Raw genomic sequence first — 22,359 nt, forward strand, 5'->3', positions numbered from 1 at the left:
ATTTTAACTGGAGCTCGTTATGTTCAATTCTCTCACATCAATGTTTAAACAATTGATTGAAGGCCAGGACCTAAGCAAAAACCAAGGCACATCACCTAATATCGCCATCGCGAGTTTGTTGTGTGAAGTCGCGGGTGCCGACCATCAGATCAATGAATCAGAAAGAGTCGCTAAGCTACAGCTTCTGCAGCGTTTGCTGGATTTAGATGAAGAACAAGCAAAGGTACTGCTCGCGCAAGCAGAGCCGAAAGTAGAGCAATCAGTATCGCTGTATGACTTTACATCGCAACTCAGAGACCTATCTCAGCCAGTGCGAATCGACTTAATCAAAGCGATGTGGGAAGTAGCGCATGCCGACGGGGAAATTGACCCTATCGAAGATTCTGTGATCCGTAAAACAGCAGAACTGCTCTACGTCGACCACTGTGACTTCATCAAGAGTAAGTTAAGTGTTTTAGGCGAAAATTAGTGCCTGAAATAATGAATTGGAAACTGAAATAAATAAAAGCGACGGGTTAAGAAACCGGTCGCTTTTTTGAATCGGTAAACTGAAAGCTGACTAAACAGGGCTGAGAGGAGCTAAAAATTTAGCTACAACATAGTTAATGTGAGTTTCGCAAGATTATAAGCATCGACATAACCCGAGTGCTGACGACCTTCCCACTCAATATTTTTGGCTTCTTGAGCAGCGCGGTGACCAATGCGTTTGTCTTTCAAGCGATTCTGAACACGGTAAAGCGTTGCGATGTTTAAGAACTCGCTAAACGGAGGTTCAATGCCTTTTTCAATACACTCTTTGTGTAAAATGAGGTCGTCACGTCCCCACGCTGCGTAGATTTTTTTGGGACCACCAAAGTTCTTAATCATCGACTTGATGACAGACTCTAATGGGCGACCCTGCTTTTCGATTTTACGAGGTGTAATGCCCGTTAACTCGGCACAGAATAGAGAGACTTCGTCTTTCTCTGGCTTAACGTAGTATTGTGCTCGCTTCACGATAGTACCGGATGCTAGATCAATCTCAGCAAGACCAACTTCAATGATCTCTCCTGTTGTTCCCACACCGTCTTCGCTCCAACAGCACATTTCCAAATCGAAACACACAACTCGATTGTGATTCATACGTCGCCTAATTCTCTCGTCAAAAATTTTGTGAAATTGTACATGAGCCCAATACAGAACTCGACCCTAGTTGTATCAAGTGCTCATTTAGCCTGCAATTGTCACTCGATTTCGGCCATTCGACTTACTTTGATAGAGCATACTGTCTGTTTTTTGCAGAATCTCTTCCGTGTTTTCATTAGCGTAAATAGCAGCACCAATACTCAAAGTACAACTGAGCTGTCGACCTTTGTGCTCACAATGAGACTGGCTCACTGTTCTTAGAATACATTGTAAGTATCGTTCTAGGGCTTCATGGTTTGTAATACTAGAAATGATACAGAACTCATCTCCACCTATACGAAACAGGTTATCCCCCTCTTTCAAGCTCACTGAAATCAATTTAATTACATGAATGAGTAAAGCATCCCCTGCAGGGTGACCGAATTGGTCGTTAATGCCTTTGAACTTGTCGACATCAAATCCGATGAGACTAAAGGGTTCATTTCGCTGTATCGCTTTATCTAACATCTTATTGAAAGCACGTCGGTTATAAACCTCGGTCAGGCTGTCGTGGTTGGCTAGAAAACGAAGCTCTTCTGTTCTTTTATCAAGCATTTGATACAGGCGCTCTTTTTCTCTGATCTGCATATTCACGATGTACGCTAACAACAATGAGATGGTTGTTCCGACTAGCGCGATGCCAGTCAACACAAGGTAGCCATAAAAAGAGATGCAGGAATCTATCTTGTAATCGATCTTCCAATTTCGGTTGGTCAACTCGATTGTCTTAGTTATATGGTGCCCTGTTACTCCCTCATAACCTTGAGTTTCAAATAGAATTGGGGAGTCTTCAGCTTCAAACCCGGTATCCGTAACGCGAATGTACACGTCCATATCACCGACGGCAGAGGCTAACAGGTTCTCAAAGTAGTAAGTTGTACGAACCACGCCAATCACAACACCAAGTAGGTTATCACTTTCGCCTTCAAACACAGGGTGATAAACCAGCATGCCTGTCTTAGGCGTATCTTGAGTTAGACCATCTTGAATCAGACGTACTTTGTCCGAGATATTCGCTTGGCGCGTCTGCTTAATATTTTCGATGATCAGTCTAAAACGTTCACGAGAAGAGTAGAAACCAATCACTTTGTCATTGGCTTCGGTATTTGGGTAAATATCAGTCGCGATATAAGCTGGCTCTCCATTTAGAATGTAGCCATAAGCTTTCTCTTCATGTTGAGGGATAGTGAACAACTGGTAAGCCGGATACTTTGCTTCCATTTTCGCGGTATGTTCGGCAATCTCATCTGCCGTAACTTTCTGCATCCACTGCAAGCCAATCAAGCTCTTTGAACCGTTAATGGTTTGCTGTGCGAATCGATCGAACTTGTCCCAATTTTCAGGATCATTCGAATAGAAGAAGTTTGCACCCGAACCTATGTAGGCCACATCATTGTCGATAAACGCTTCCAAGCTCAGTGTTTGGTGTTTAGCAAAACTGTCCAAATTCATATTTAACGCGCGGTTTTGGTTTAACGCGACTAATATAAAACACAACACAGTAATCAAAAAACTGACCAAAAATACGACCAATGGGAGAGTTCGTCTCTTCAACCCTGTAAGTGGGTCGGTAGTGTGCGGCATGTGGCTTCCAAATAGTCTATAATGAGTTAAAAGTATATAACGGGAGGGAATCATGCTCCATTTCTGTTTAGTCTTAAAACTGACATAAAACGGGCATTGTTTACCTTGCCCTCACATCGACGACCAATATTCGACCGAATCTCGACTAAATTTCAAGCTAACACACCAAAAACCCACTTGATTAAAAACATTAAATACCACTCTTAAGCCTTGAATATGCTAGTATCCATCCATATTTATAGCTTGAAAGTGACCGTTTCGGCTTAGTGCCAATGAGTTTCTTTCCAACCTGTATATTCCTTTGAACCGACGAATATACCGTTAAATCAATTTTAAAGAGAAATCACTATGATCGTTGATTTGAACCTAATCCCACAAACGTTTGATATGCTTCACGCAGGCCTAACTGCATCAAGCGTTTTACTACTGTTAATTGCCGTTTCTCGTAAAACCAAAGTGGTTGAGAAAGTCGTAGAAAAACCAGTAGAAAAGGTCGTTGAAGTTGAAAAGCCAGTTGAGAAAATTGTCGAAGTAGAGAAAGTAGTAGAAGTTGAACGTGTGATCGAAAAAGTAGTAGAAGTTGAATCTAAGCTTGCTACAGCACCAACAGACTCTGCAATGCAGCTACTGTCTATCATGCAGCAAGAAGCGCGCCTTATCGACTTCTTAAAAGAAGACCTAACGTCATTCTCTGATGAAGAAGTTGGCGCAGCAGCTCGTGTTATTCACACTGGCGGTCAAAAAGTATTGGCTGATTACGTAACGCTGTCTCACATCCGCACTGAAGATGAAGAAACACGTATCACTATCGCTGAAGGTTTCAACCCTCAAGAAATTCGCCTAACTGGCAACGTAACGGGCAATGCACCATTCAACGGCACACTAGTTCACAAAGGTTGGAAAGCAACTGACATGAACCTGCCTAAGCTTGCTGAAAACTACGATGCATCTGTAATTGCACCGGCAGAGGTGGAGCTATAATGGAACACCAAAACCATTCTTCATCGCAAGAACATTCACAAGAACCATCTTCTCAAGAGCAACATCAGGCGCCTAAGTTCAGTGTTGGTATCGATTTAGGTACCACACACTGCGTTTTGTCTTTCATCGACACAACAAATGAAGACGCTCGCGTTGAGGTGATGCAAATCCCTCAACTGACGGCGCCAGGTACAGTAGAAACTCGCAGCCAACTTGGCTCGTTCCTATACCAACCGCACGAACATGAAATGAATGCGGGCTCTCGCGTTCTTCCTTGGTCTTCAGAGCCAAAAGCACTAGTGGGTGCAATTGCTCGTAACCTTGGTTCTAAAACCCCTATCCGTTTGGTAGCAAGTGCAAAATCTTGGTTATGCCACGGTGGTGTTAACCGTCGCGATGCTTTCCTTCCTGCAGGCAGCCCTGAAGAAGTTGAAAAAGTATCTCCGCTTAAGACAACTGAATTGTACCTTGAGCATCTTAAAGACGCATGGAACCACGCAAACCCAGAACACAAACTGGCAGACCAAGATGTAACGATCACGGTTCCAGCTTCGTTTGATCCTGCGGCTCGTGACCTAACAGCAGAAGCTGCACGTAATGTTGGTTTCACTCACCTAACGCTTCTTGAAGAGCCACAAGCGGCTCTGTACAGCTGGATTGATAACAGCAACGACACATGGCGTGATGAAGTAAACGTTGGTGACATCGTTCTTGTTGTCGATATCGGTGGTGGTACAACCGACCTTTCGTTAGTTGAAGTAACACAAGATGACGGCAACCTAAGCCTGAACCGTATCGCAGTAGGTGAACATATCCTACTTGGCGGCGACAACATGGACTTAGCACTGGCTTACCGCTTGAAGATGAAACTGGCGCAAGAAGGCAAAGAACTGGCTCCTTGGCAGGTTCAAGCAATGACTCACGCATGTCGTGATGCGAAAGAAGCACTGCTTAACGATGCTGAACTGCAATCTGTGCCTATCGTTGTTCCAAGCCGTGGTTCTAAACTGCTTGGCGCAACACTGAAAACAGAACTGACTCAGCAAGAAGTTCAACAAACATTAGTGGACGGCTTCTTCCCTAAAGTTGCTGTAACTGAGCACCCTGTACAAAAGACGCGTGGCGCACTGACTCAAATGGGTCTGCCTTACGCTCAAGACGCAGGTATTACTCGTCACATTGCCGCATTCCTTTCTAAGCAAGCGAACGCGCTTTCTGGAAATAGCGAAACGGCTCAGCAAGATTTCAACCCGTTTGCAAACATGCCCGGTATGCCCGGTACGCAAGGGTCAGAAGCGCCAGCGGCAGACTTCATCAAGCCAACAGCAATCCTGTTCAATGGTGGTGTTCTAAAATCGAACCTACTTGCTGATCGTCTTTCAGATACGATCAACGAATGGTTGATCAATGCTGACGAAGAGTTCGCAAAACAGCTTTCAGGTTTAGATTTAGACCTAGCGGTTGCAAGTGGCGCTTCATACTACGGCGCAGTTCGTCGTGGCCAAGGCGTTCGTATCCGCGGTGGTATCGCTTCTTCTTACTACGTAGGAATTGAAAGCGCGATGCCAGCTATCCCAGGTATGGCTCCTCCGATGGAAGCTTTGTGTGTTGCACCATTTGGTATGGAAGAAGGTTCAAGCGTACAAGTACCTAGCCAAGAATTCGGTCTAGTGATTGGTCAGCCAGTACACTTCCAGTTCTTCGGTTCAACCATTCGTCGTGAAGATGAAGCGGGTACGCACCTTGATCACTGGGCGCCTGAAGAGCTTGATGAGCTTCCTGAAATCCAAGTGACATTGCCGGTTTCTGAAGGCCGTCGCGAAGGTGAAGTGGTTCCAGTGACTTTGGCTTCTCGCGTTACTGAGCTAGGCACCTTACACCTAGAAGCGATTGCTACTGACAACGGTCAGAAGTGGCACGTTGAGTTCGATGTTCGTGAAGACTCGAATAACGACTCAAACGAACAAGCATAATGAATCAACGGCACCTTAGCGGGTGCCGTTACTTTATCAATGCATTTCTCAATCTAGTCCTGCCTGTTTCTCAGGAATGACGTTTACGAATAACAACAATAAGACCAAAGCTATCAAAAAACTGGTCATCACTCTGGAAGAATAAGGTTTTGTATGGCAACTCCTCGTTTTTTAGTCGGCATTGACTTAGGTACAACCAATACGGTTGTCGCTTACTGTGAAATCAACGACGACCTACAACATGCTCCCGTTTCTCTTTTCGATATTGACCAACTCATCGGCCCCGGTGAAGTGGTTCGCAAGCCCTTACTCCCATCCTTTCGTTACCACCCAGCACAAGGTCAAATATCCCCTTCTGACCTGACAATGCCGTGGGAACCAAGCCCCGTTGAAGGCGATATTAAGAACGTTATCGTCGGTGAATGGGCACGTGAATTAGGCGCTAAGGTTGAAGGCCGCCAAGTATCGAGTGCTAAGAGTTGGCTGTCACACCAAGCGGTGGATCGTAACTCCGACATTCTGCCTTGGGCAGGCGCAGCAGATGTCGATAAAGTCTCGCCAGTTGTGGCGAGTGCAAGCTACCTCAACCACATTCGCCAAGCATGGAACTACCGTAACCCGAGCAACAAGCTTGAAGACCAAGATGTTGTGGTTACCGTTCCTGCTTCCTTCGATGAGACAGCACGCAAGCTAACACTCGAAGCCGCAGAACTGGCGGGCTTAGGTAAGATTCTATTACTCGAAGAGCCGCAAGCCGTTTGTTATGACTGGTATGCCCGTCACCAACAAACCGCAGCAGATGAACTTCAACAAATCCCACTGATTCTAGTGTGTGATGTTGGAGGTGGTACCACCGATTTAAGCTTAATTGAAGCCAAATTCGATGCGAACAGCGACGGTAATAACGAGCTCGCACTCGACCGTATTGGTGTTGGTGAACACTTGATGCTTGGTGGTGATAACCTCGATTTAGCCCTTGCCCACCTTGCAGAGCAACGCTTCAATCAAAACAAAAAGCTGAATGCCTCTAGCCTAACCAAACTGATTCAACAGACTCGCGCCGCAAAAGAGAGCCTGCTTTCTGCCAATGCGCCCGATGATGTAAAGATCACCATGCTGGGCAGCGGTTCAAAACTGCTTGGCGGTACTAAGAGTATTGGTTTAACTAAACAAGAAGTCCATCAAATCGCATTGGAAGGTTTCTTCCCGCTTTCTGAGTTTACTGAAACACCCGACAAACGCCGCAGTGCTGTGGTTGAGTTTGGTCTGCCTTACGTGGCTGACCCTGCGGTGAGTAAGCACGTTGCAGAATTCCTAGCAACGCACCAACAAGTGTCTAAAGCCGCATTGGAAAACTCAGACTCTATTGAGTTCGATGACACCAAACCTGCAATTCCAGTTGGCGTGCTGCTCAATGGTGGTGTGTTTAACAGTGAACTGGTAACAGAGCGAATTACTCAGCTACTGGGCAACTGGAACGGTTCTCCTATCACAGTGCTTGATAACCCTCATCCAGATTGGTCTGTTGCCCTTGGCGCGGTTGCCTTTGGTAAAGCACGCCGCGGTGCACAGCTGAAAATCGGTGGCGGTGCTGCCCGTTCTTACTTCTTGCATCTGCAAGAGAAAAACAAGATGGGTAAAGCGCTTTGTCTGCTTGCCAAAGGAACCGAAGAAGGCCAAGAGATACGCTTGAACAGCCGTCGTTTCTCGCTGACTTTAGGTGAGCCAGTACGATTTAATCTTCTGACTTCAACACACGATCAAATTGCTCATGACACCGCCATTCAAAACGGTGTGATGGTCAATGTGGATGCCGACTTGTTCTCCCCTCTCCCACCGTATATTTCTACGCTGGAAGGCTCAGGTACTGCAGAACTTCAAGCCAACCAAAAAGAGCGTGTTGAAGTACTGCTCGCTTGTCAGTTAACCGAAGTCGGCACATTGAAAATGGAGTGTGTGAGTATAGAAGATGACTCTAAGCGTTGGTTGCTTGAGTTTGAAGTAAGAAACAAGCAAGGCGATGAATCTGATACCTCCGCGCTTCACCCAAGATTGGAAGAGTGTAAGGAGTTGATTTCTCGCCTGTACAGCGGCAACAAGAAGAGTGCTGAATCGAAAGAGATCAAAACACTATCGAAAGATCTTGAGAAGCGACTAGGTAAACGCGATGAATGGGACTTCACGACCCTTCGTCATCTATTTGATACCTTCTCATTAGGTCGTAAACGTCGTCGCCGCTCAGAAGCACACGAGAAGAACTGGCTGCGTTTGGCGGGTTACTCGCTGCGTCCTGGCTTTGGCGATCCGACTGACTCATGGCGTATCGAACAGATTTGGGGCCTTTACCAACAGAACATTCAGTTCAAGAACCACCAAGGCTGGACAGACTGGTGGGTATTCTGGCGTCGTGTCGCTGGTGGGCTAAACCAAGAGCAGCAAGAGAGTATCTTGGCTGACATCGCTAAATACCTTCACCCAGGTGCAATGAAGAACCCTAAGACAGCCAAAGATGCGCAAGATAATGGTTATGAAGCCATGGTCCGTTTAGCGGCGTCACTTGAGCAACTTGAGGTTGAAGACAAAGTGCTGCTGGCAAGTTGGTTCTTAAGCAAAGCGATCAACCATAACCAATTTGAACAGGCTCACTGGTGGGCGCTAGGACGATTAGCATCAAGAACGCCTTTGTATGGCAGCCAACACAGCGTAATTCCTAGAGAGCAAGCTGAACAGTGGTTACCAAAACTGCTTGAACAGAACTGGCAGAAAGAGCAGATGATCGCCTTCGCAGCGGTGATGATTTGTCGAAAAACCGGTGACCGTCAGTTTGATATCTCTGACGACTATCGCAATCAAGTGATTGAGAAGCTTAAGCAAAGCAAGGTACCTGACTCATGGTTAACACTAGTGAGTGAAGTGACTGAGCTTTCTGAGAGTGAATCTAAGCGTGTGTTTGGTGATGCGTTACCAAGCGGATTAAGCCTAATCAATAACTAGGTTTGAAAACGATTAGCTTTCGTTGCTAATGGTAAAGAAGCTAGCAAGAAAAGAAAAAGCCACTTTCGATTCGTTGAAAGTGGCTTTTTTATTGGTGGCTTAAGGCTGGTATGTGTAATCGACTTATAGCTTTTTGGTTAAGAGCCTTAGCCGTGTTGCAGTTCATCATTGTTAATGTTTGGTTCCAGTTGGGTTGATAGGAAAATCCGTATTTTCATAAATGTCAGATAGTTTTTTCGGTTTATTCTCTTTTGCTCCTTTGTTCGATTGATTATGAGTTTCGCTTAAAAGCCATTCCTCATGCATTTTTGCTGAATCCAAAAACTCTGGATCCTCCATTGCTTCCTTGCGAAGTTTATTTACACGTTCGAGAGTATCCCAAATCATAATACTTCACCTCCACTAAGGCAGTAATATAAAGATAGCTCAACCCCATGAAACTTCAACTAACCCAATGAGATAGCGATCTCAATTTCGTAATTCACTCGCTTTAAATGAGTGGATATGGTCACCTTTAGTTGGGCTCAAATAGTGGGTCTTTCCCCATGATCTTCGAAGATCATTAGGCACAAAAAAAGCGAGCTCGATGCTCGCTTTTTGTTTTTCTATCTGTTGATCGAAACACCAACACTCACTCGATTAAATCACACCGAGATTAAGCACGGTTACCGATTTTCACCTTGCCATTGGTAGCAAACCAAAGGGCTTCTGAACGACGACGACCGATTAGAATCGGGCCATCATCGTAGAACAAGAAGTTCTTCCAATGCTTCTTGAAAATCGCCCATTTGGTTTCAAGAACATTGTACTTTTCGTAACAAAAATAAACAGTTACGTCATCTTGCCAATCAATAAAGTTAAGAATCTCTTCTGGCATTTCAGGCTCATCCGCTTCCCAATGCGCCATCCAGCTGATCTCTTCATTCCAGTTCGATGCTTTGCTTGGCCAGTCTTGCGAGCTCAGTCGTTCTGCGTCTGGGCTTTGAGGGCTCACGTTCTCTTTCCAGAACTGAGATGCTCTCGCCTGTGTCATTGGCTTAATCTTTTCCAAGTCCTCTGCCGGCAGCGGCATTGACTGGTGTGTGAAAATCCATTTTCTTTGGTATTCGTCCAAAGTTGTGTATGACATCAAAATTCCTCAAATATCTTCTCAGGCTGATGGATTTACCATGCCTATCTGTTCTTTTTGATGCAGCGGCGATTAGCAAAGCTTGATATACGCTGCGTCTAAATTTTGTTTACGTTTAAAAGCTATTTGCCTTTAACTAGTACTACGTCTTAGCAATATTGCCGCTAAATAACGTGTCTATCTTCCCAATTTGGGTTAACTAATGCTGTCAGTATATGGTCTTCCCATTTACCGTTAATCTGTAGGTAGTCTTTAGCAAAACCTTCTCGGACAAAACCAAGATGTTCTAATACACCAGCACTGCGTTCGTTGTGAGGCATGTAGCCCGCCATTAAGCGGTGCATGTTCTGCACATCAAACATGTAGTCTTTGGCCATGCTCAAACCTCTGCGCATGTAACCGTGGCCTTGTGCACTTTGCGCCAATGAGTAACCGACATTACAAGCGTAGAACGGGAAACGCGACAAATTACTGAACGATATGGTGCCTAACATTTCATTAGAGTCAGCGTTAATCAGTAAACAGTAATAGCCTAGCCCCATTTTATGAAGCTCGTTTAACTTAATCAGTCGCTGCGCCCAACTCGCTCTATCAAAGAACGCATCTTCGCGTATCGGCTCCCAAGGTTTCAGGTACTCTCTGTTAACCTGAAAGTACTCGCTGATCATGCCAGCGTCATCGATTTCAGCCGTGCGTAAAATCAGACTACCATCATGCTTATAAATGCGCTCTGGTGTACTCAAATCTTCCATAATCTTGTTCTTATTCGATCAGTTCTTTCTGATACCGTAATCACGAAGCTTATTCGCAATTGAGGTATGAGATACATTCAAACGTTTTGCTAGCTTACGGCTTGATGGGAAAGACTGATAAAGCTTCTCTAGAATCTGAGATTCATAGTCTTTCATTATTTCATCGAGCGAGCCATCTAAGCTCAGGTTCGCCATTCCAGCCGTCATTGTTTCAAGCTGTGGCAAATGGAATTGCTCAACCGTTAGTGTGTCTGAATCTAGCTCTGTTAGTGCACGTAGAACCATGTTGTCTAACTGGCGAATGTTGCCCGGCCATTGGTAATTACCAAGCTGGTCGATCAGCTCTTGAGTCAGTTTTGGTTTTAACATACCTAACTGCTGCGCGTACTTTGCAACGAACAGTTCCAACAGTGGCGCTACGTCGTTTGAGCGTTCACGCAATGCAGGGATAGACAGAGTCAGTACATTCAAGCGGTAAAACAAATCTTCACGGAACGAACCCGAGTCGGCTAATTCAGAAAGACGGTGGCGCGTTGATGCAATAATACGAACATCCGCGTGCATCTCTTCTTCTTCACCAACACGACGGAATGAACCATCTTGTAGGAAACGCAGCAGCTTGATTTGAAGATGCGGGCTCATCTCGCCAATTTCATCTAAAAATACGGTACCGCCATTCGCTTGTTCGAAAATACCTTTATGACCTTGCTCATGGTTGAATGAACCCGGCGCATGACCAAACAATTCCGTTTCCGCTACGTCATCAGGCATCGATGCACAGCTTAGAATCAAGAATGGGAAAGACGATCGATTTGAACGGTTATGACACGCTTTTGCCAACATCTCTTTGCCTGTCCCTGTATCGCCTTCAATTAATAGAGGCTGATCCAGCATAGCCAATTTCTTAGCTTGGCTGATCAAGGCTTTATGGCGATTAGAGACACCAACAAAGTGTTCGAAACCTAGGTTGTTCTGTTCTGGGATTGAATCTGGCGAGTTCATCTCTTGATTACAAGAGCGAATCGTCATTACTGCGCTTGCCAGTACCGCTTCGTTGACATCACCACCAAGGTAAATCGGCAGGATCTCAATAGAGAAATCTAAACCATCTAACACGACAACTTCACGATGACGCGTTACATCGCCTTCGATCCAGCGAGCAAAGTTAAAGCTAGGAACAAACGTCGCTAGCGGTTCACCGATGACTGCGTCTTCTTGCTTATTAAAAAGGTTCAATGCAGCGTGGTTAGCCATATCGACTGAGCCTTTAAGGTCAATCGCAATAACAGGATCAGGTAGGTTTGCCAGCAGAGCAATCAGCTCTGTGTTATGCCTTTCGCTTGGCATAAATTGGATTTTACGTACATCCTTCACACCTGAAATTCGGCGAATTTCAGCCATAAGTTCACTAAAAGCATCAAAATCAATATCAGGGCAGTTTAGATAAATAATACCTTTAACATCAATTTCGATTCCTCTTAAATCAATGCTTTTTGAGGCCAAGATATCGAGCAACTCACGCGTTAAGCCGAGTCTGTCTTCACACAATACTTCGAGACGCACAAATAGTCCTATTATAGGTGTCAGGATAAGTTGACAGTAGTGTGGATTAAGCTCTGAGTTCAGTCAAGAAGAAGAGTTATCATATATCTATTCAATTTTTAGATATCAACACCTTAGAAAGATCTAAAACCATTCACCACACTTATCAACATTTCCAACCGTAACACATCGCAACATCCCCTTACTTTATAAATGGTTATTTTATGGAACTAAAGTCAAATCACCCATAGCCTATATTGTTCCGTATAAAAACATCGGCTTAAATATGAAATACTCTAAACTATTCCTCACAATAATCAGTACCTTCTCTGCGTCTAGTTTTGCAATGACTTCTTTCGATACAAGAAGTGTTGGCATGGGCAGCACTGGAGCTGCGTCAGCCTCTTACCTAACATCCAGTTTTCATAATCCTGCTTTAGCGGCTCGTTATAAAGAAGGAGATAACTTTGGGTTAATTCTTCCCGTTCTCGGAGCAAGGGTTCATGATGCAGATGACATGATCGACAAGTTGGATCACTTCCAAGATATTGATGATCGATTGCAATTTGATCCCGGGAATGAAGAACTATTAGAGGAATGGCGCAAAGCTTTAAAACAACTAGATAACGGAAACTTAAACGTAGAAGCTAATCTAGGTACAGTATTCGCTATTCCAAATAAACACCTGAGCACCAACTTCTTCATTAAATCTCAAGTAGCCACCATTGCTAGATTCAATGTGAATGATGATGACTTACAAAATGATAACCCTACAGATTCAGAACTGCTCTCAAGTGGTCAAGCGGTTGGTATAGCAATTGTTGATGTAGGTTTTACTTTTGCTGATACATTTACTTTTCAAGAACACGATTTTATGTTGGGTATTTCACCCAAATACCAACGAATTTATGGTCTGAACTACGTTGAAACACTGGATGATTTAGATGACGACTTTGATATTGAAGAGGATTACGTAGAAAAATCCGCATTCAACATAGATTTTGGTGCTGCTTATGAATGGGGAGATAACACCATTATTGGGTTGTCTGCTAAGAACCTCCTGTCACAAAAGCTAAAAACTAAAACTCACATGGGACAAAAAGCAACGGTACTTGTTGAACCAGAATATGTATTAGGTATTTCCTATGATAAATCGTGGTACAACCTTACAGCGGATATTGATTTAAACGCCGTCAAGCACTTTAAAGAGTACGACTACAAAACTCAGTATGCAAAAGTGGGCGCTGAGCTTGATGCATTCAGTTGGGCTCAACTTCGTTTAGGCTATATGCATAGTTTAACTAACTATGCAGATGACCTAGCCACTGTAGGCTTAGGCTTTAAACCATTCGGTATCTTTGGATTCGATTTAGCGGCACAAGCAGGCAAAGATAATAACTACGGGGCTTCTGCTCAGCTCATCATGCATTTTTAGTCTCTGCCAAAAGAACAATTTAAATAAACCGCACCCATTTTGTGGGTGCGGTATTGTTATTTGAGAGTGATACGCTTTATTTCAGATAGGACGGCTTTGCGGAGGTCTGCCAGTTTTACTTTTCGTTCGTTATGCCAAGGCATAGGACGCAGCAATGTCATGGCTTTTAAGCCCAGTCTTGCAGTAAGGATACCGACACCTAGCCCCTGCCCTGCTCGAGCTGAGACTTTGCCTGCAAGATCCATCGAGACGAGATCCATACTTGCATCAATCGCGAGCTCACTTGCTCCTGCAGCGGCCATGTTGATTAACACCAGTTTAAATAGCTTAATGCGAGACCAGTAGCCAAGCTCAATGCCATACACATCAGCAAGCTTGTCTATCATGGTGAAATTTCGCCAAGCCACCAACAACATATCAGCCGCCGCCAATGGACTCACCGCGACCAAAGCCGCCGATTCGGTCGAAAACTTAGTGACGATTTGAGTCGCTACTTTGTCTTGTTGACTCACGACTAACGCATCGTACATATCCAACACTTCTGCATCACTGTGTGCAGGGTTAATGCTGTTTCGCCACTTATCGTACGAAGGAGACTCAGCGATAATGCCGCCTTGCTTGGCGATGTTTTCACAGAACGCTTTGCCCTTGCCGACACTTTGACTTTGGAGTAGCTCTTCACTCTGCTCTTGCACACTAAAGTGATCTTTGAGTGAACGCAGTTTCCACAGCTCTTTGCCTATTGCGCCTAAACCCAATGAAGCAATGGCAGCAATGAAGCCTGCCCAACCTAACGCCAGCCAGTCAGCCGATTGAATCGCGGTAATGACCGAATCAATTGCCTGCCATCCAACTAGGCCAGAGAAAGCGACCAATAAACCCGTTCCAAACCACTTCTTCTTTTTGCTCGGTCGAATCACTTGTTCCAATTGCTGCTCAGCTTCACCATCAAGATCAGCTTTCACTTGCGGTGCGACAGGGACAAATTTCTCTTGCTCTGTGAACAGTTGTTGAGCGCCTAAATCCGGGCCAACGTCACTCTTGTCTTGCTCATCAAAAGAGGTCTTCAACGGTTCATTAAAGACCTGCTTTGTTTTTAATTCACTCATTTTGATTGCCTCAATTACTTCAACTTGTCGCCAATGAGATACTCTAAAACCTTGTCGACTCTTAGATGTTGGCAAGGCTCATCGGAATGTTGCTCCATCGGTCTAAAGCTCGTGAAATCAAACTGGTTGGTTTCCCAATACTGTTTATTAGGCAACTTACGCGGCACCTCTCCCGGATACATGGTTTGAGGGACATTATCCAAAGTCACACCTTGCAACGCCGGAACATTGTCTGAACCCGACGAGATATAACCCGCGCTGGTCGCTTGAATAGACGCGATACTCATACAACTCATGTCGATGTGTTCAAACGCCGCCTGCTGCCAAGCTGGATGCACCATCTGTTGTAACAGTGACACCAAGTTCGGATGTTGATCCGGTGTCACGTGGTCAGCTTTTGTGGCTGCAAACAAGATCTTGTCGATCTTCGGCGCGAATAAACGTCTTAAGATATTGCTTCGACCGTACTTAAAGCTCTTAAGTAACTGTTCTAACGCGCCACGCATATCCATGAAAGAGTCATAGCCCGCATTAAGTGGCTGTAAGCAATCCACCAACACGATTTGTCTGTCGAACGTCGCGAAGTGATTCTTGTAGAACGCTTTGACGACCTTCTGTTGATACTCTTCATAACGCGCTTTCAGTACCGCGTAATTACTTGTTTTTGAGAACTTACCCTCAGGTGCGATACACGGGAAGAATTGCAGCACAGGTGCGCCTTCAAGCTCACCGGGTAATACGAATCGACCCGGTTGAACCCAATGCAACCCGTTACTTTTACAAGTATGCAGGTACTGGGTGTAGCTATCGGCAATCGCGACCAGTTTCTTTTCGTCCGCTTCTGCTAGCAAATCGATATCACCACGCATTACGTTCCACTGTTGCGAGTAAGTTTCTCTGTCGCCTTTCAATGCGGCAAACTGAGATTGGCTCCAGGTATCGAAGTCCATATCCAGTAACGGCAAATCAAGCAACCATTCACCTGGATAATCGACAATATCGAGATAAAGGGTGCTATTTTTACTCAGTAGCTTCTTTGCGCCCTTCGCAGGCTTATATTTGATTGCTAAACGAATCTCACTGACATCACGCGTTGGCACCGGCCATTCTGGTGGCTGTGCATTCAACGACTCCATCGCTTCATCATAAGAGAAGCGTGGGATCATCATGTTGTGTTGCGGGATACGCTTTGCGCCAATAATTCTTCCATCTCTCGCCGATGCAAGCAGTGGCAAGTTTTTGTGGGTAGACGTATGAAGAAGCTGATTAACCAGCGAAGTAATGAATGCTGTCTTACCCGCACGAGAGAGCCCCGTGACCGCTACTCGAATATGAGAATCCGTTCCTCTGCTTATAAAGTCACTCATTTCTTGAGTTAGGTGTTTCATTTGAACGACTCCGTGATAGTTAGGCTAGCTGGTTATGATAATAGAAAGGCAAGCCTATGTTCTTTCCCCGTTGGGATAGTTTGTATGCTTTTGCTTATGTTGATGAGTATGCAATACACATTCTTAATGCTAGATGAATAAAAGCCCCTGACTACATTCATAATCAGGGGCTTTAGAATTTTTGCACGATATCCGACGTCTAATCGTCTTCAATCAACTTGTAGATAACAAACAGTGCAATCTCTGCAATTAGCCAAAGCGCACATGTAATCGTCACGTATTTATTATCAAAGATACTGATCCCTTTCAAGATCAGGTCGTAGCCAACAAAAGCACCAATCACCACTGCCAAGATAATCTGTAGGATCTGAATAAAACGAGGCATTCCTCTCTCCTATGTTCTTATATCAAACTATGTGTTTATCACTATATCATTGATAATAAGACAAAAGTGCAGATAATGCTGCACTTTTGTCTTTAACTTTCTGTCAAAAATTGCAATTCAAACGCTGAAGTTAGCGACAATTACGATTTTTTGGCGTCGATTAATTACGCTTTCTCAGCTTCAGCAATCTTCACTTTCCACGTGTCAGGGCCGATCTGGTGTGCGTTCACGCCGTTAGAGTCAACCGCTACCGTTACAGGCATATCTTCAACTTCAAACTCGTAAATCGCTTCCATACCGAGATCTTCAAACGCAACAACGCGTGCTTTTTTAATTGCTTTTGCGACTAAATAAGCTGCACCACCAACCGCCATTAGGTAAACCGCTTTGTGCTCTTTGATTGATTCAACCGTTGCAGGGCCACGTTCCGCTTTACCGATCATGCCCATAATGCCAGTTTCGTTCAGCATCATGTCAGTGAACTTATCCATACGTGTTGAAGTTGTTGGGCCCGCAGGACCTACCGCTTCATCACCTACAGCATCAACAGGACCCACGTAGTAAATGAACTTGCCTTTGAAATCAACGCCGGCTGGTAAGCCTTCGCCGCTTTCTAGCATGCCTTGAATACGTTTATGAGCAGCATCACGACCGGTTAAGATCTTACCTGACAGAAGAACCGTTTCGCCGGTCTTCCACTCTTGTACGTCTTCTTTAGTCACTTCATCAAGGTTAACACGACGTGTATTTGCGCCCGCTTCCCAAGTGATGTCTGGCCACTCTTCTAACTTAGGTGGCGTTAGCTCTGCTGGGCCGCTGCCATCTAGTGTGAAGTGAACGTGACGCGTTGCTGCACAATTCGGGATTAAGCAAACTGGCTTAGATGCTGCGTGTGTTGGTGCTGTTTTGATTTTTACGTCAACCACAGTCGTTAGACCGCCAAGACCTTGTGCACCAATACCTAGCTTGTTTACACGGTTGAAGATGTCTAGGCGAAGCTCTTCTTCTGCGTTCTCAGGGCCTTTTTCGATAAGCTCTTGAATATCGATGTGTTCCATCAAAGATTCTTTCGCTAGTACCGCTGCTTTCTCAGCCGTACCGCCAATGCCTATACCTAGCATACCCGGTGGACACCAGCCTGCACCCATTGTTGGCAGCGTCTTCTCTACCCATTCTGCAATATCATCAGAAGGGTTCAACATAACCATCTTGGTTTTGTTCTCAGAACCGCCGCCCTTAGCCGCGATTTGAATTTCAACTTTGTTGCCTGGAATCATATTAATGTGGACAACCGCTGGTGTGTTGTCTTTGGTATTAATACGCTTACCTGCAGGGTCCATTAGGACAGATGCACGCAATGGGTTATCTGGGTTGTTGTAAGCTTGACGAACGCCTTCATCAACCATCTGTTGTACTGTTTGATCCGTTTCCCACCTAACATCCATACCGATGTTCACGAAACAAGTAACAATACCCGTATCCTGACAAATTGGACGATGGCCTTCCGCAGACATGCGCGAGTTGATAAGAATCTGAGCGATCGCATCTTTAGCTGCTTGGCTCTCTTCTTTCTCGTACGCTTTTTCTAGGGCTTGGACAAAGTCTAAAGGGTGATAATAAGAAATGTACTGAAGTGCGTCAGCGACACTGCTGATCACATCTTGCTTACGAATAACCGTCATTGCATGCCTCTTTATTGTTCTGGTTCCATGTGGGTTCACAGTTTGACTATATGTGCCAAATCGAATTAGGTGGTTTAGCTTTTTATTGTGTTGAGCTGTATTTAGTTGCTTTAGCAATCGCTTGCATAGCTTTAAACTAAACCACTTGGATTACTCCGTTCTAATCAAGAACCCATTTTATTTTCAATTTATGATACTCTTGCTTCCTCTCACACGCCATGCAGTGATCGAACTCTTTGTCACAAATTAAACAAATGAATAACAACGAATTTCGCTCTATCCAAATCAAGCCGCTTGAATATCAATCAACTTTAGCTAAACAGCTGTTTTCCCATATTGAAAACCTGCCGTGGGCAATGCTATTACGCTCCGCTTCAGAAAGCCACGTTGATAGTCGATACGATATTTTAGTTGCTCAACCCATCGCCACCTTCGAGACAATCGGTGCAGAAACGACCGTTAATGTTAATGAGACGTGCGAGGTTTCAGACTCTGATCCTTTCGAACTACTCGACCAATATCAGCAACAATTATTGCCTGCGACTAAAGAGCACACTCAGTTGCCATTCGTTGGCGGCGCTTTAGGCTATTTTAGCTATGATTTAGGGCGCAGAGTCGAGACACTTCCATCACTCGCAAAGCGTGATATTGAAGCACCTGACATGGCAGTTGGCTTGTATGAATGGGCTGTTATCGTTGACCACCAATTGAAAACGGCGTGTATTGTCGGTAGCAATATCGATGAACATCATGATTGGCTAATGCAGCAGGTGGCTCAATCACACCTATCACATGCGCCCTTTGGGTTAACCACACCGTGGCAATCCAATATGAGCGAAGAGAGCTACGCCACTAAGTTCGATAGTGTTCAAGAGTACCTGTTATCCGGGGACTGCTATCAGATTAACTTAGCTCAGCGCTTCAATGCCCAATACCAAGGTAGTGAATGGCTGGCTTATGACAAGTTAGAACAGTACAACTCAGCGCCCTTTTCGGGTTTTATCCGTTTGGCCGACTGCGCAATCATCAGTGTTTCGCCAGAGCGTTTCTTAGAACTCAAAGACAACGTCATTGAAACCAAGCCAATCAAAGGCACACGACCTCGTTCTGAGGACCCGATGATTGATAATGCCAACGCGCAAGACCTAGCAAGCGCCGATAAAGATCAGGCGGAAAACTTGATGATCGTCGACCTACTTCGTAATGACATTGGCCGAGTAGCAAAACCGGGCACAGTGCATGTACCAAAGCTCTTCGATATTGAAAGCTTCCCTGCCGTGCACCACTTAGTGAGCACGATACGAGCGGACCTTGATGACCAATACTCTGCAACTGACCTTCTGAGAGCCTGTTTCCCTGGAGGCTCGATTACTGGCGCACCAAAAGTTCGCGCGATGCAGATCATTGAAGAGTTAGAACCGCATCGACGTTCAGCGTACTGCGGCAGTATTGGCTACATCAGCCGAAATGGCAGAATGGATACCAGTATTACCATTCGTACATTAGTCGCCGAGAACAACACGCTTTATGCTTGGGCTGGCGGTGGTGTGGTATTTGATAGTGATTGTGCTTCTGAATACCAAGAAACACTGGATAAGCTGAGTCGAATTCTACCGGTACTTGAAGATTGCTAAACCTAGTGTCATTAACTGCGAGTTCCGCGACTTAATGACGAGTTCCGTAGCTTAACGGCTAGCAAAAGTTCGATATAAAAAGAAACCGAAGGATCGTAAGATCACTTCGGTTTTTTAGTCTGTAAGTTAGAGTACATAACTCACAACGCTTTATTCGCGTGTTTAAGCGACCTTCACCGCAGAGACACCCCACTTCTTAAGCATCTCTTTCAGATCGTTGGCGGTGTAAGGTTTACTCAAAATGTCATCCATCCCACACTGAATACAACGTTCGCGTTCTTCAAGTGTCGTTCCGGCGGTCAGAGCCACAATAGATTTAACGTAACCCTTCTCTCTTAGCTTCTCTGTTGCTTCAAACCCGTCCATAACAGGCATTCTGCAATCCATGAATACAATATCGTATTCATTGTCTGACGCGAGTTCAAACCCTTCGACACCATTACTTGCAATAGCTGGTTCAATCTCATGTTTACGGAGCATCTGTTGGATGATGATCTGGTTCATCTTAATATCATCAACCACCAGCACTTTAAGTAGTGACAATTCCGCCTCATACTCAAAGCCCTTGGCGACACTATCACTCTCTGCCGGAACATCGACAACTTGAAGAGGAATCGAGATGGTAAACGTCGTGCCTGAACCAACGACACTGGTCACCCCAATATCACCATTCATCAGAGCCACCAGTTTGCGACAAATCGCTAACCCAAGTCCTGTACCCTCATAGTTCCGACTACTTGAGTTATCTGCCTGCGTAAAAGGTTCAAACAGCGTCTTATGCGCCGATTCAGCGATTCCGACTCCGGTATCTTCTACAGAGAAAACAAATTGATTTTTGTCCCACTCAATATCAACATTCACATGCCCTTCTTCTGTAAATTTAATCGCATTACCTATTAAGTTCACAAACAGTTGTGTGATGCGCTCTAAATCGCCTTGGAAATGGGAGGGAACGTTTGACGCAACACTGATATTGAATTCGAGCTGCTTCTCAATTGCTCGATTGACGAAGATGCTTTCAATCGTGTTTCTCAAATCACGTAGGGCAAATTTCTTTGGAATAAGCTCTAACATCCCTGCGTTAATTTTGCTGTAATCCAATAGATCATTAATGATGGTTCGGAGAAACTCTCCAGATTGGCTCAGGTTGTTCACTATCTCACGCTGAGAGCTATTCAGTTCGGTATCACTGATCAACTCGGCACTGCCTAGTAAGCCATTAAGTGGAGTTCTTAACTCATGATTAATCATGGCCACAAAGTCACGCGTTGCCCTTTCGGACTCTTCCGCTCGTTTACGTGATTCAATATTTCGGTTGATTGCTAGTTGATGGGTTAAGGCACTGCAGATAAGGTCCGTGACCAACAACAGTTGGCTTTGGATAAACTCGTAGTCTTGGTCTAACAACCTGACTCTGACGATTAACGCACCAACTATGACTTTTTCAACCTCTAAGGGCACGGTCAGTAGGTTGTCTTGCCAATGAGGTTCTTGAATGTCTTGCTCTAACACCTCGACAGTCTCATCGCCATAATCATAGGTCTGTAACTGAGGGATGAGCTTGGGAGGTAGAATCAAACGACTGGCTTCGATTAAGTAACTGTTAGTCACGTTGGTCGTTAGTTCAGATAGCATGACATCATCGAGATCATTTCTTAGAAACGCGCGCCCAAAATCAATCAACAGGTTGTCGATTTGTTCTTGGAATTCAATGCGGCGTATATTCGCGTTGGAGCGCTTTTCTAACTGACGCAAAGCAAGCTCAAGCTGTTGGTTAGCCTCGAACAGTTCGAGGCTCTTCTGTTCCAACAATCCTTCAGCCGCTTTCCTTGCCGCGATTTGACGCTTAAGCTTCTTCTCTAGGGCAGATGCCAGATCCATATTACTTTTCTACTTTGAGATTAAACCTAACCACGCTTTGGTCATCATTTTGTGGCGTCATCTCCACCGCGATAGATTCACCGTGGTATTCAGCACATCCTTCAATAAGCCCTAAGCAAACATGAGACATACACCTTGCGCTTTTGTAGTCAAAAACAAGTTGTGCTTCGTTCGTGGTGATAAAACTGAATTCAGGTGGCTCAGCATCTGGATAGAGCTTCTTCACTTCAACATGAATGTAACGCTCTACGTGCTGAATAAATTGAAAGGTGGTATTGCTGTGAGCAAGGCTCGCTTTATTCGGTAATGAGGCCAGTAAGTTCTTAAATACAGACTGCCCAAACACGCGTTGCAAGCTTGCCGCATCAATATCGGTTTTCTTACTCAAGTTGATAATCAACCTGACAAGGTCTTTGTGGTCGTAACTGCCGACCGACGTATAGATTCCTTCATCTTCTGACATTTCTAGAACTTCTTCCAAAAGCTCTAGCCCAAACTTGTCTTCAACAAGCTCTAAAAATTCGGTGAATATGATTCCTTTCATCTCATACCTTTTCTTCTATTTCTTTTTAGAATGGTCCACTAAGTTATTGTTATCAAATTCTTAAACAAAAAATCTACGTTTCGTCACCCAATTTTATGACATGGGTAACGCTTACTCGCCTGTATGCACATATTGAATATAGCAAAAATCGTCATTTTGAGGAGATTCATCGGTAAACAGCC

General features: G+C 44.7%; 18 protein-coding genes. 6 read left to right on the top strand and 12 right to left on the bottom strand.

The annotated features are described in order from the left end of the window. Positions 1-19: 19 nt before the first annotated feature. Positions 20-469: a TerB family tellurite resistance protein gene (locus tag AB4263_RS13975; RefSeq protein ID WP_017060439.1), complete on the top strand. Its 450-nt coding sequence runs from the start codon at positions 20-22 to the stop codon at positions 467-469. A gap of 122 nt (positions 470-591) precedes the next feature. Here the strand turns inward: AB4263_RS13975 and AB4263_RS13980 are convergent, their stop codons facing one another. Together AB4263_RS13980 and AB4263_RS13985 are read right to left on the bottom strand one after the other, a co-directional pair. Then, the gene (locus tag AB4263_RS13980; RefSeq protein WP_017068784.1) at positions 592-1,122 is read right to left on the bottom strand and encodes a 3'-5' exonuclease; all 531 of its coding nucleotides are present in this window, start codon (positions 1,120-1,122) and stop codon (positions 592-594) included. 87 nt (positions 1,123-1,209) lie between these two features. Next, on the bottom strand, positions 1,210-2,748 hold the full coding sequence (locus AB4263_RS13985; RefSeq protein ID WP_372098398.1) for a diguanylate cyclase domain-containing protein: 1,539 nt from the start codon (positions 2,746-2,748) through the stop codon (positions 1,210-1,212). A gap of 348 nt (positions 2,749-3,096) precedes the next feature. Between AB4263_RS13985 and AB4263_RS13990 the strand changes: the two genes are divergently transcribed. The 3 genes from AB4263_RS13990 to AB4263_RS14000 all read left to right on the top strand — a co-directional run bounded on the left by AB4263_RS13990 (position 3,097) and on the right by AB4263_RS14000 (position 8,696). Then, entirely contained in the window at positions 3,097-3,729 is a 633-nt protein-coding gene (locus AB4263_RS13990; protein ID WP_017060436.1) for a DUF2760 domain-containing protein, read from the top strand. Then, positions 3,729-5,702 (top strand): Hsp70 family protein, encoded by a 1,974-nt coding sequence (locus AB4263_RS13995; protein WP_372098399.1) that lies wholly within the window; start codon positions 3,729-3,731, stop codon positions 5,700-5,702. The genes AB4263_RS13990 and AB4263_RS13995 overlap by 1 nt, the downstream gene beginning before the upstream one ends. Positions 5,703-5,855: 153 nt before the next feature. Then, on the top strand, positions 5,856-8,696 hold the full coding sequence (locus AB4263_RS14000; protein ID WP_017067721.1) for an Hsp70 family protein: 2,841 nt from the start codon (positions 5,856-5,858) through the stop codon (positions 8,694-8,696). A 171-nt stretch (positions 8,697-8,867) separates the two neighbouring features. Here the strand turns inward: AB4263_RS14000 and AB4263_RS14005 are convergent, their stop codons facing one another. The 4 genes from AB4263_RS14005 to tyrR all read right to left on the bottom strand — a co-directional run bounded on the left by AB4263_RS14005 (position 8,868) and on the right by tyrR (position 12,140). Then, the gene (locus AB4263_RS14005) at positions 8,868-9,083 is read right to left on the bottom strand and encodes a hypothetical protein (RefSeq protein ID WP_017065431.1); all 216 of its coding nucleotides are present in this window, start codon (positions 9,081-9,083) and stop codon (positions 8,868-8,870) included. Between the two features lie 268 nt (positions 9,084-9,351). Next, positions 9,352-9,825, bottom strand: a complete 474-nt coding sequence (locus AB4263_RS14010; protein ID WP_017060433.1) for a DUF2947 domain-containing protein — start codon at positions 9,823-9,825, stop codon at positions 9,352-9,354. 164 nt (positions 9,826-9,989) lie between these two features. Beyond that, a complete protein-coding gene (rimJ, locus tag AB4263_RS14015) occupies positions 9,990-10,577 on the bottom strand; it encodes a ribosomal protein S5-alanine N-acetyltransferase (RefSeq protein ID WP_372098400.1) in 588 nt (195 codons plus the stop codon). A gap of 18 nt (positions 10,578-10,595) precedes the next feature. Then, a complete protein-coding gene (gene tyrR / locus AB4263_RS14020; protein ID WP_372098401.1) occupies positions 10,596-12,140 on the bottom strand; it encodes a transcriptional regulator TyrR in 1,545 nt (514 codons plus the stop codon). A gap of 265 nt (positions 12,141-12,405) precedes the next feature. On the opposite strand from tyrR, the gene traF reads away from it, so the two are divergent. Continuing rightward, positions 12,406-13,554 carry a conjugal transfer protein TraF gene (gene traF, locus AB4263_RS14025; protein WP_029236450.1) on the top strand — a complete coding sequence of 383 codons (1,149 nt, stop codon included), beginning with the start codon at positions 12,406-12,408 and terminating at the stop codon, positions 13,552-13,554. A 56-nt stretch (positions 13,555-13,610) separates the two neighbouring features. Here the strand turns inward: traF and AB4263_RS14030 are convergent, their stop codons facing one another. The 4 genes from AB4263_RS14030 to AB4263_RS14045 all read right to left on the bottom strand — a co-directional run bounded on the left by AB4263_RS14030 (position 13,611) and on the right by AB4263_RS14045 (position 18,118). Next, positions 13,611-14,663: a YcjF family protein gene (locus tag AB4263_RS14030; RefSeq protein ID WP_102333205.1), complete on the bottom strand. Its 1,053-nt coding sequence runs from the start codon at positions 14,661-14,663 to the stop codon at positions 13,611-13,613. A 14-nt stretch (positions 14,664-14,677) separates the two neighbouring features. Next, on the bottom strand, positions 14,678-16,051 hold the full coding sequence (locus AB4263_RS14035) for a YcjX family protein (protein ID WP_017065428.1): 1,374 nt from the start codon (positions 16,049-16,051) through the stop codon (positions 14,678-14,680). Between the two features lie 199 nt (positions 16,052-16,250). Beyond that, on the bottom strand, positions 16,251-16,436 hold the full coding sequence (locus AB4263_RS14040; RefSeq protein ID WP_004734731.1) for a hypothetical protein: 186 nt from the start codon (positions 16,434-16,436) through the stop codon (positions 16,251-16,253). 164 nt (positions 16,437-16,600) lie between these two features. Beyond that, positions 16,601-18,118 (bottom strand): fumarate hydratase, encoded by a 1,518-nt coding sequence (locus tag AB4263_RS14045; protein ID WP_102320448.1) that lies wholly within the window; start codon positions 18,116-18,118, stop codon positions 16,601-16,603. A 254-nt stretch (positions 18,119-18,372) separates the two neighbouring features. Here AB4263_RS14045 and pabB point away from each other — a divergent pair, with 254 nt between their 5' ends. Further along, positions 18,373-19,752, top strand: a complete 1,380-nt coding sequence (gene pabB, locus AB4263_RS14050) for an aminodeoxychorismate synthase component I (protein ID WP_372098402.1) — start codon at positions 18,373-18,375, stop codon at positions 19,750-19,752. A gap of 162 nt (positions 19,753-19,914) precedes the next feature. Here pabB and AB4263_RS14055 read toward each other — a convergent pair whose 3' ends face one another. Continuing rightward, the gene (locus AB4263_RS14055) at positions 19,915-21,633 is read right to left on the bottom strand and encodes an ATP-binding protein (RefSeq protein WP_102394303.1); all 1,719 of its coding nucleotides are present in this window, start codon (positions 21,631-21,633) and stop codon (positions 19,915-19,917) included. Between the two features lies 1 nt (position 21,634). Beyond that, positions 21,635-22,177, bottom strand: coding sequence for a heme NO-binding domain-containing protein (locus AB4263_RS14060; protein WP_065584176.1), 543 nt, complete (start codon positions 22,175-22,177; stop codon positions 21,635-21,637). Between the last annotated feature and the right edge of the window lie 182 nt (positions 22,178-22,359).

This window comes from Vibrio sp. 10N.261.55.C5, assembly GCF_041470505.1.
GTDB lineage: Bacteria > Pseudomonadota > Gammaproteobacteria > Enterobacterales > Vibrionaceae > Vibrio > Vibrio crassostreae_C.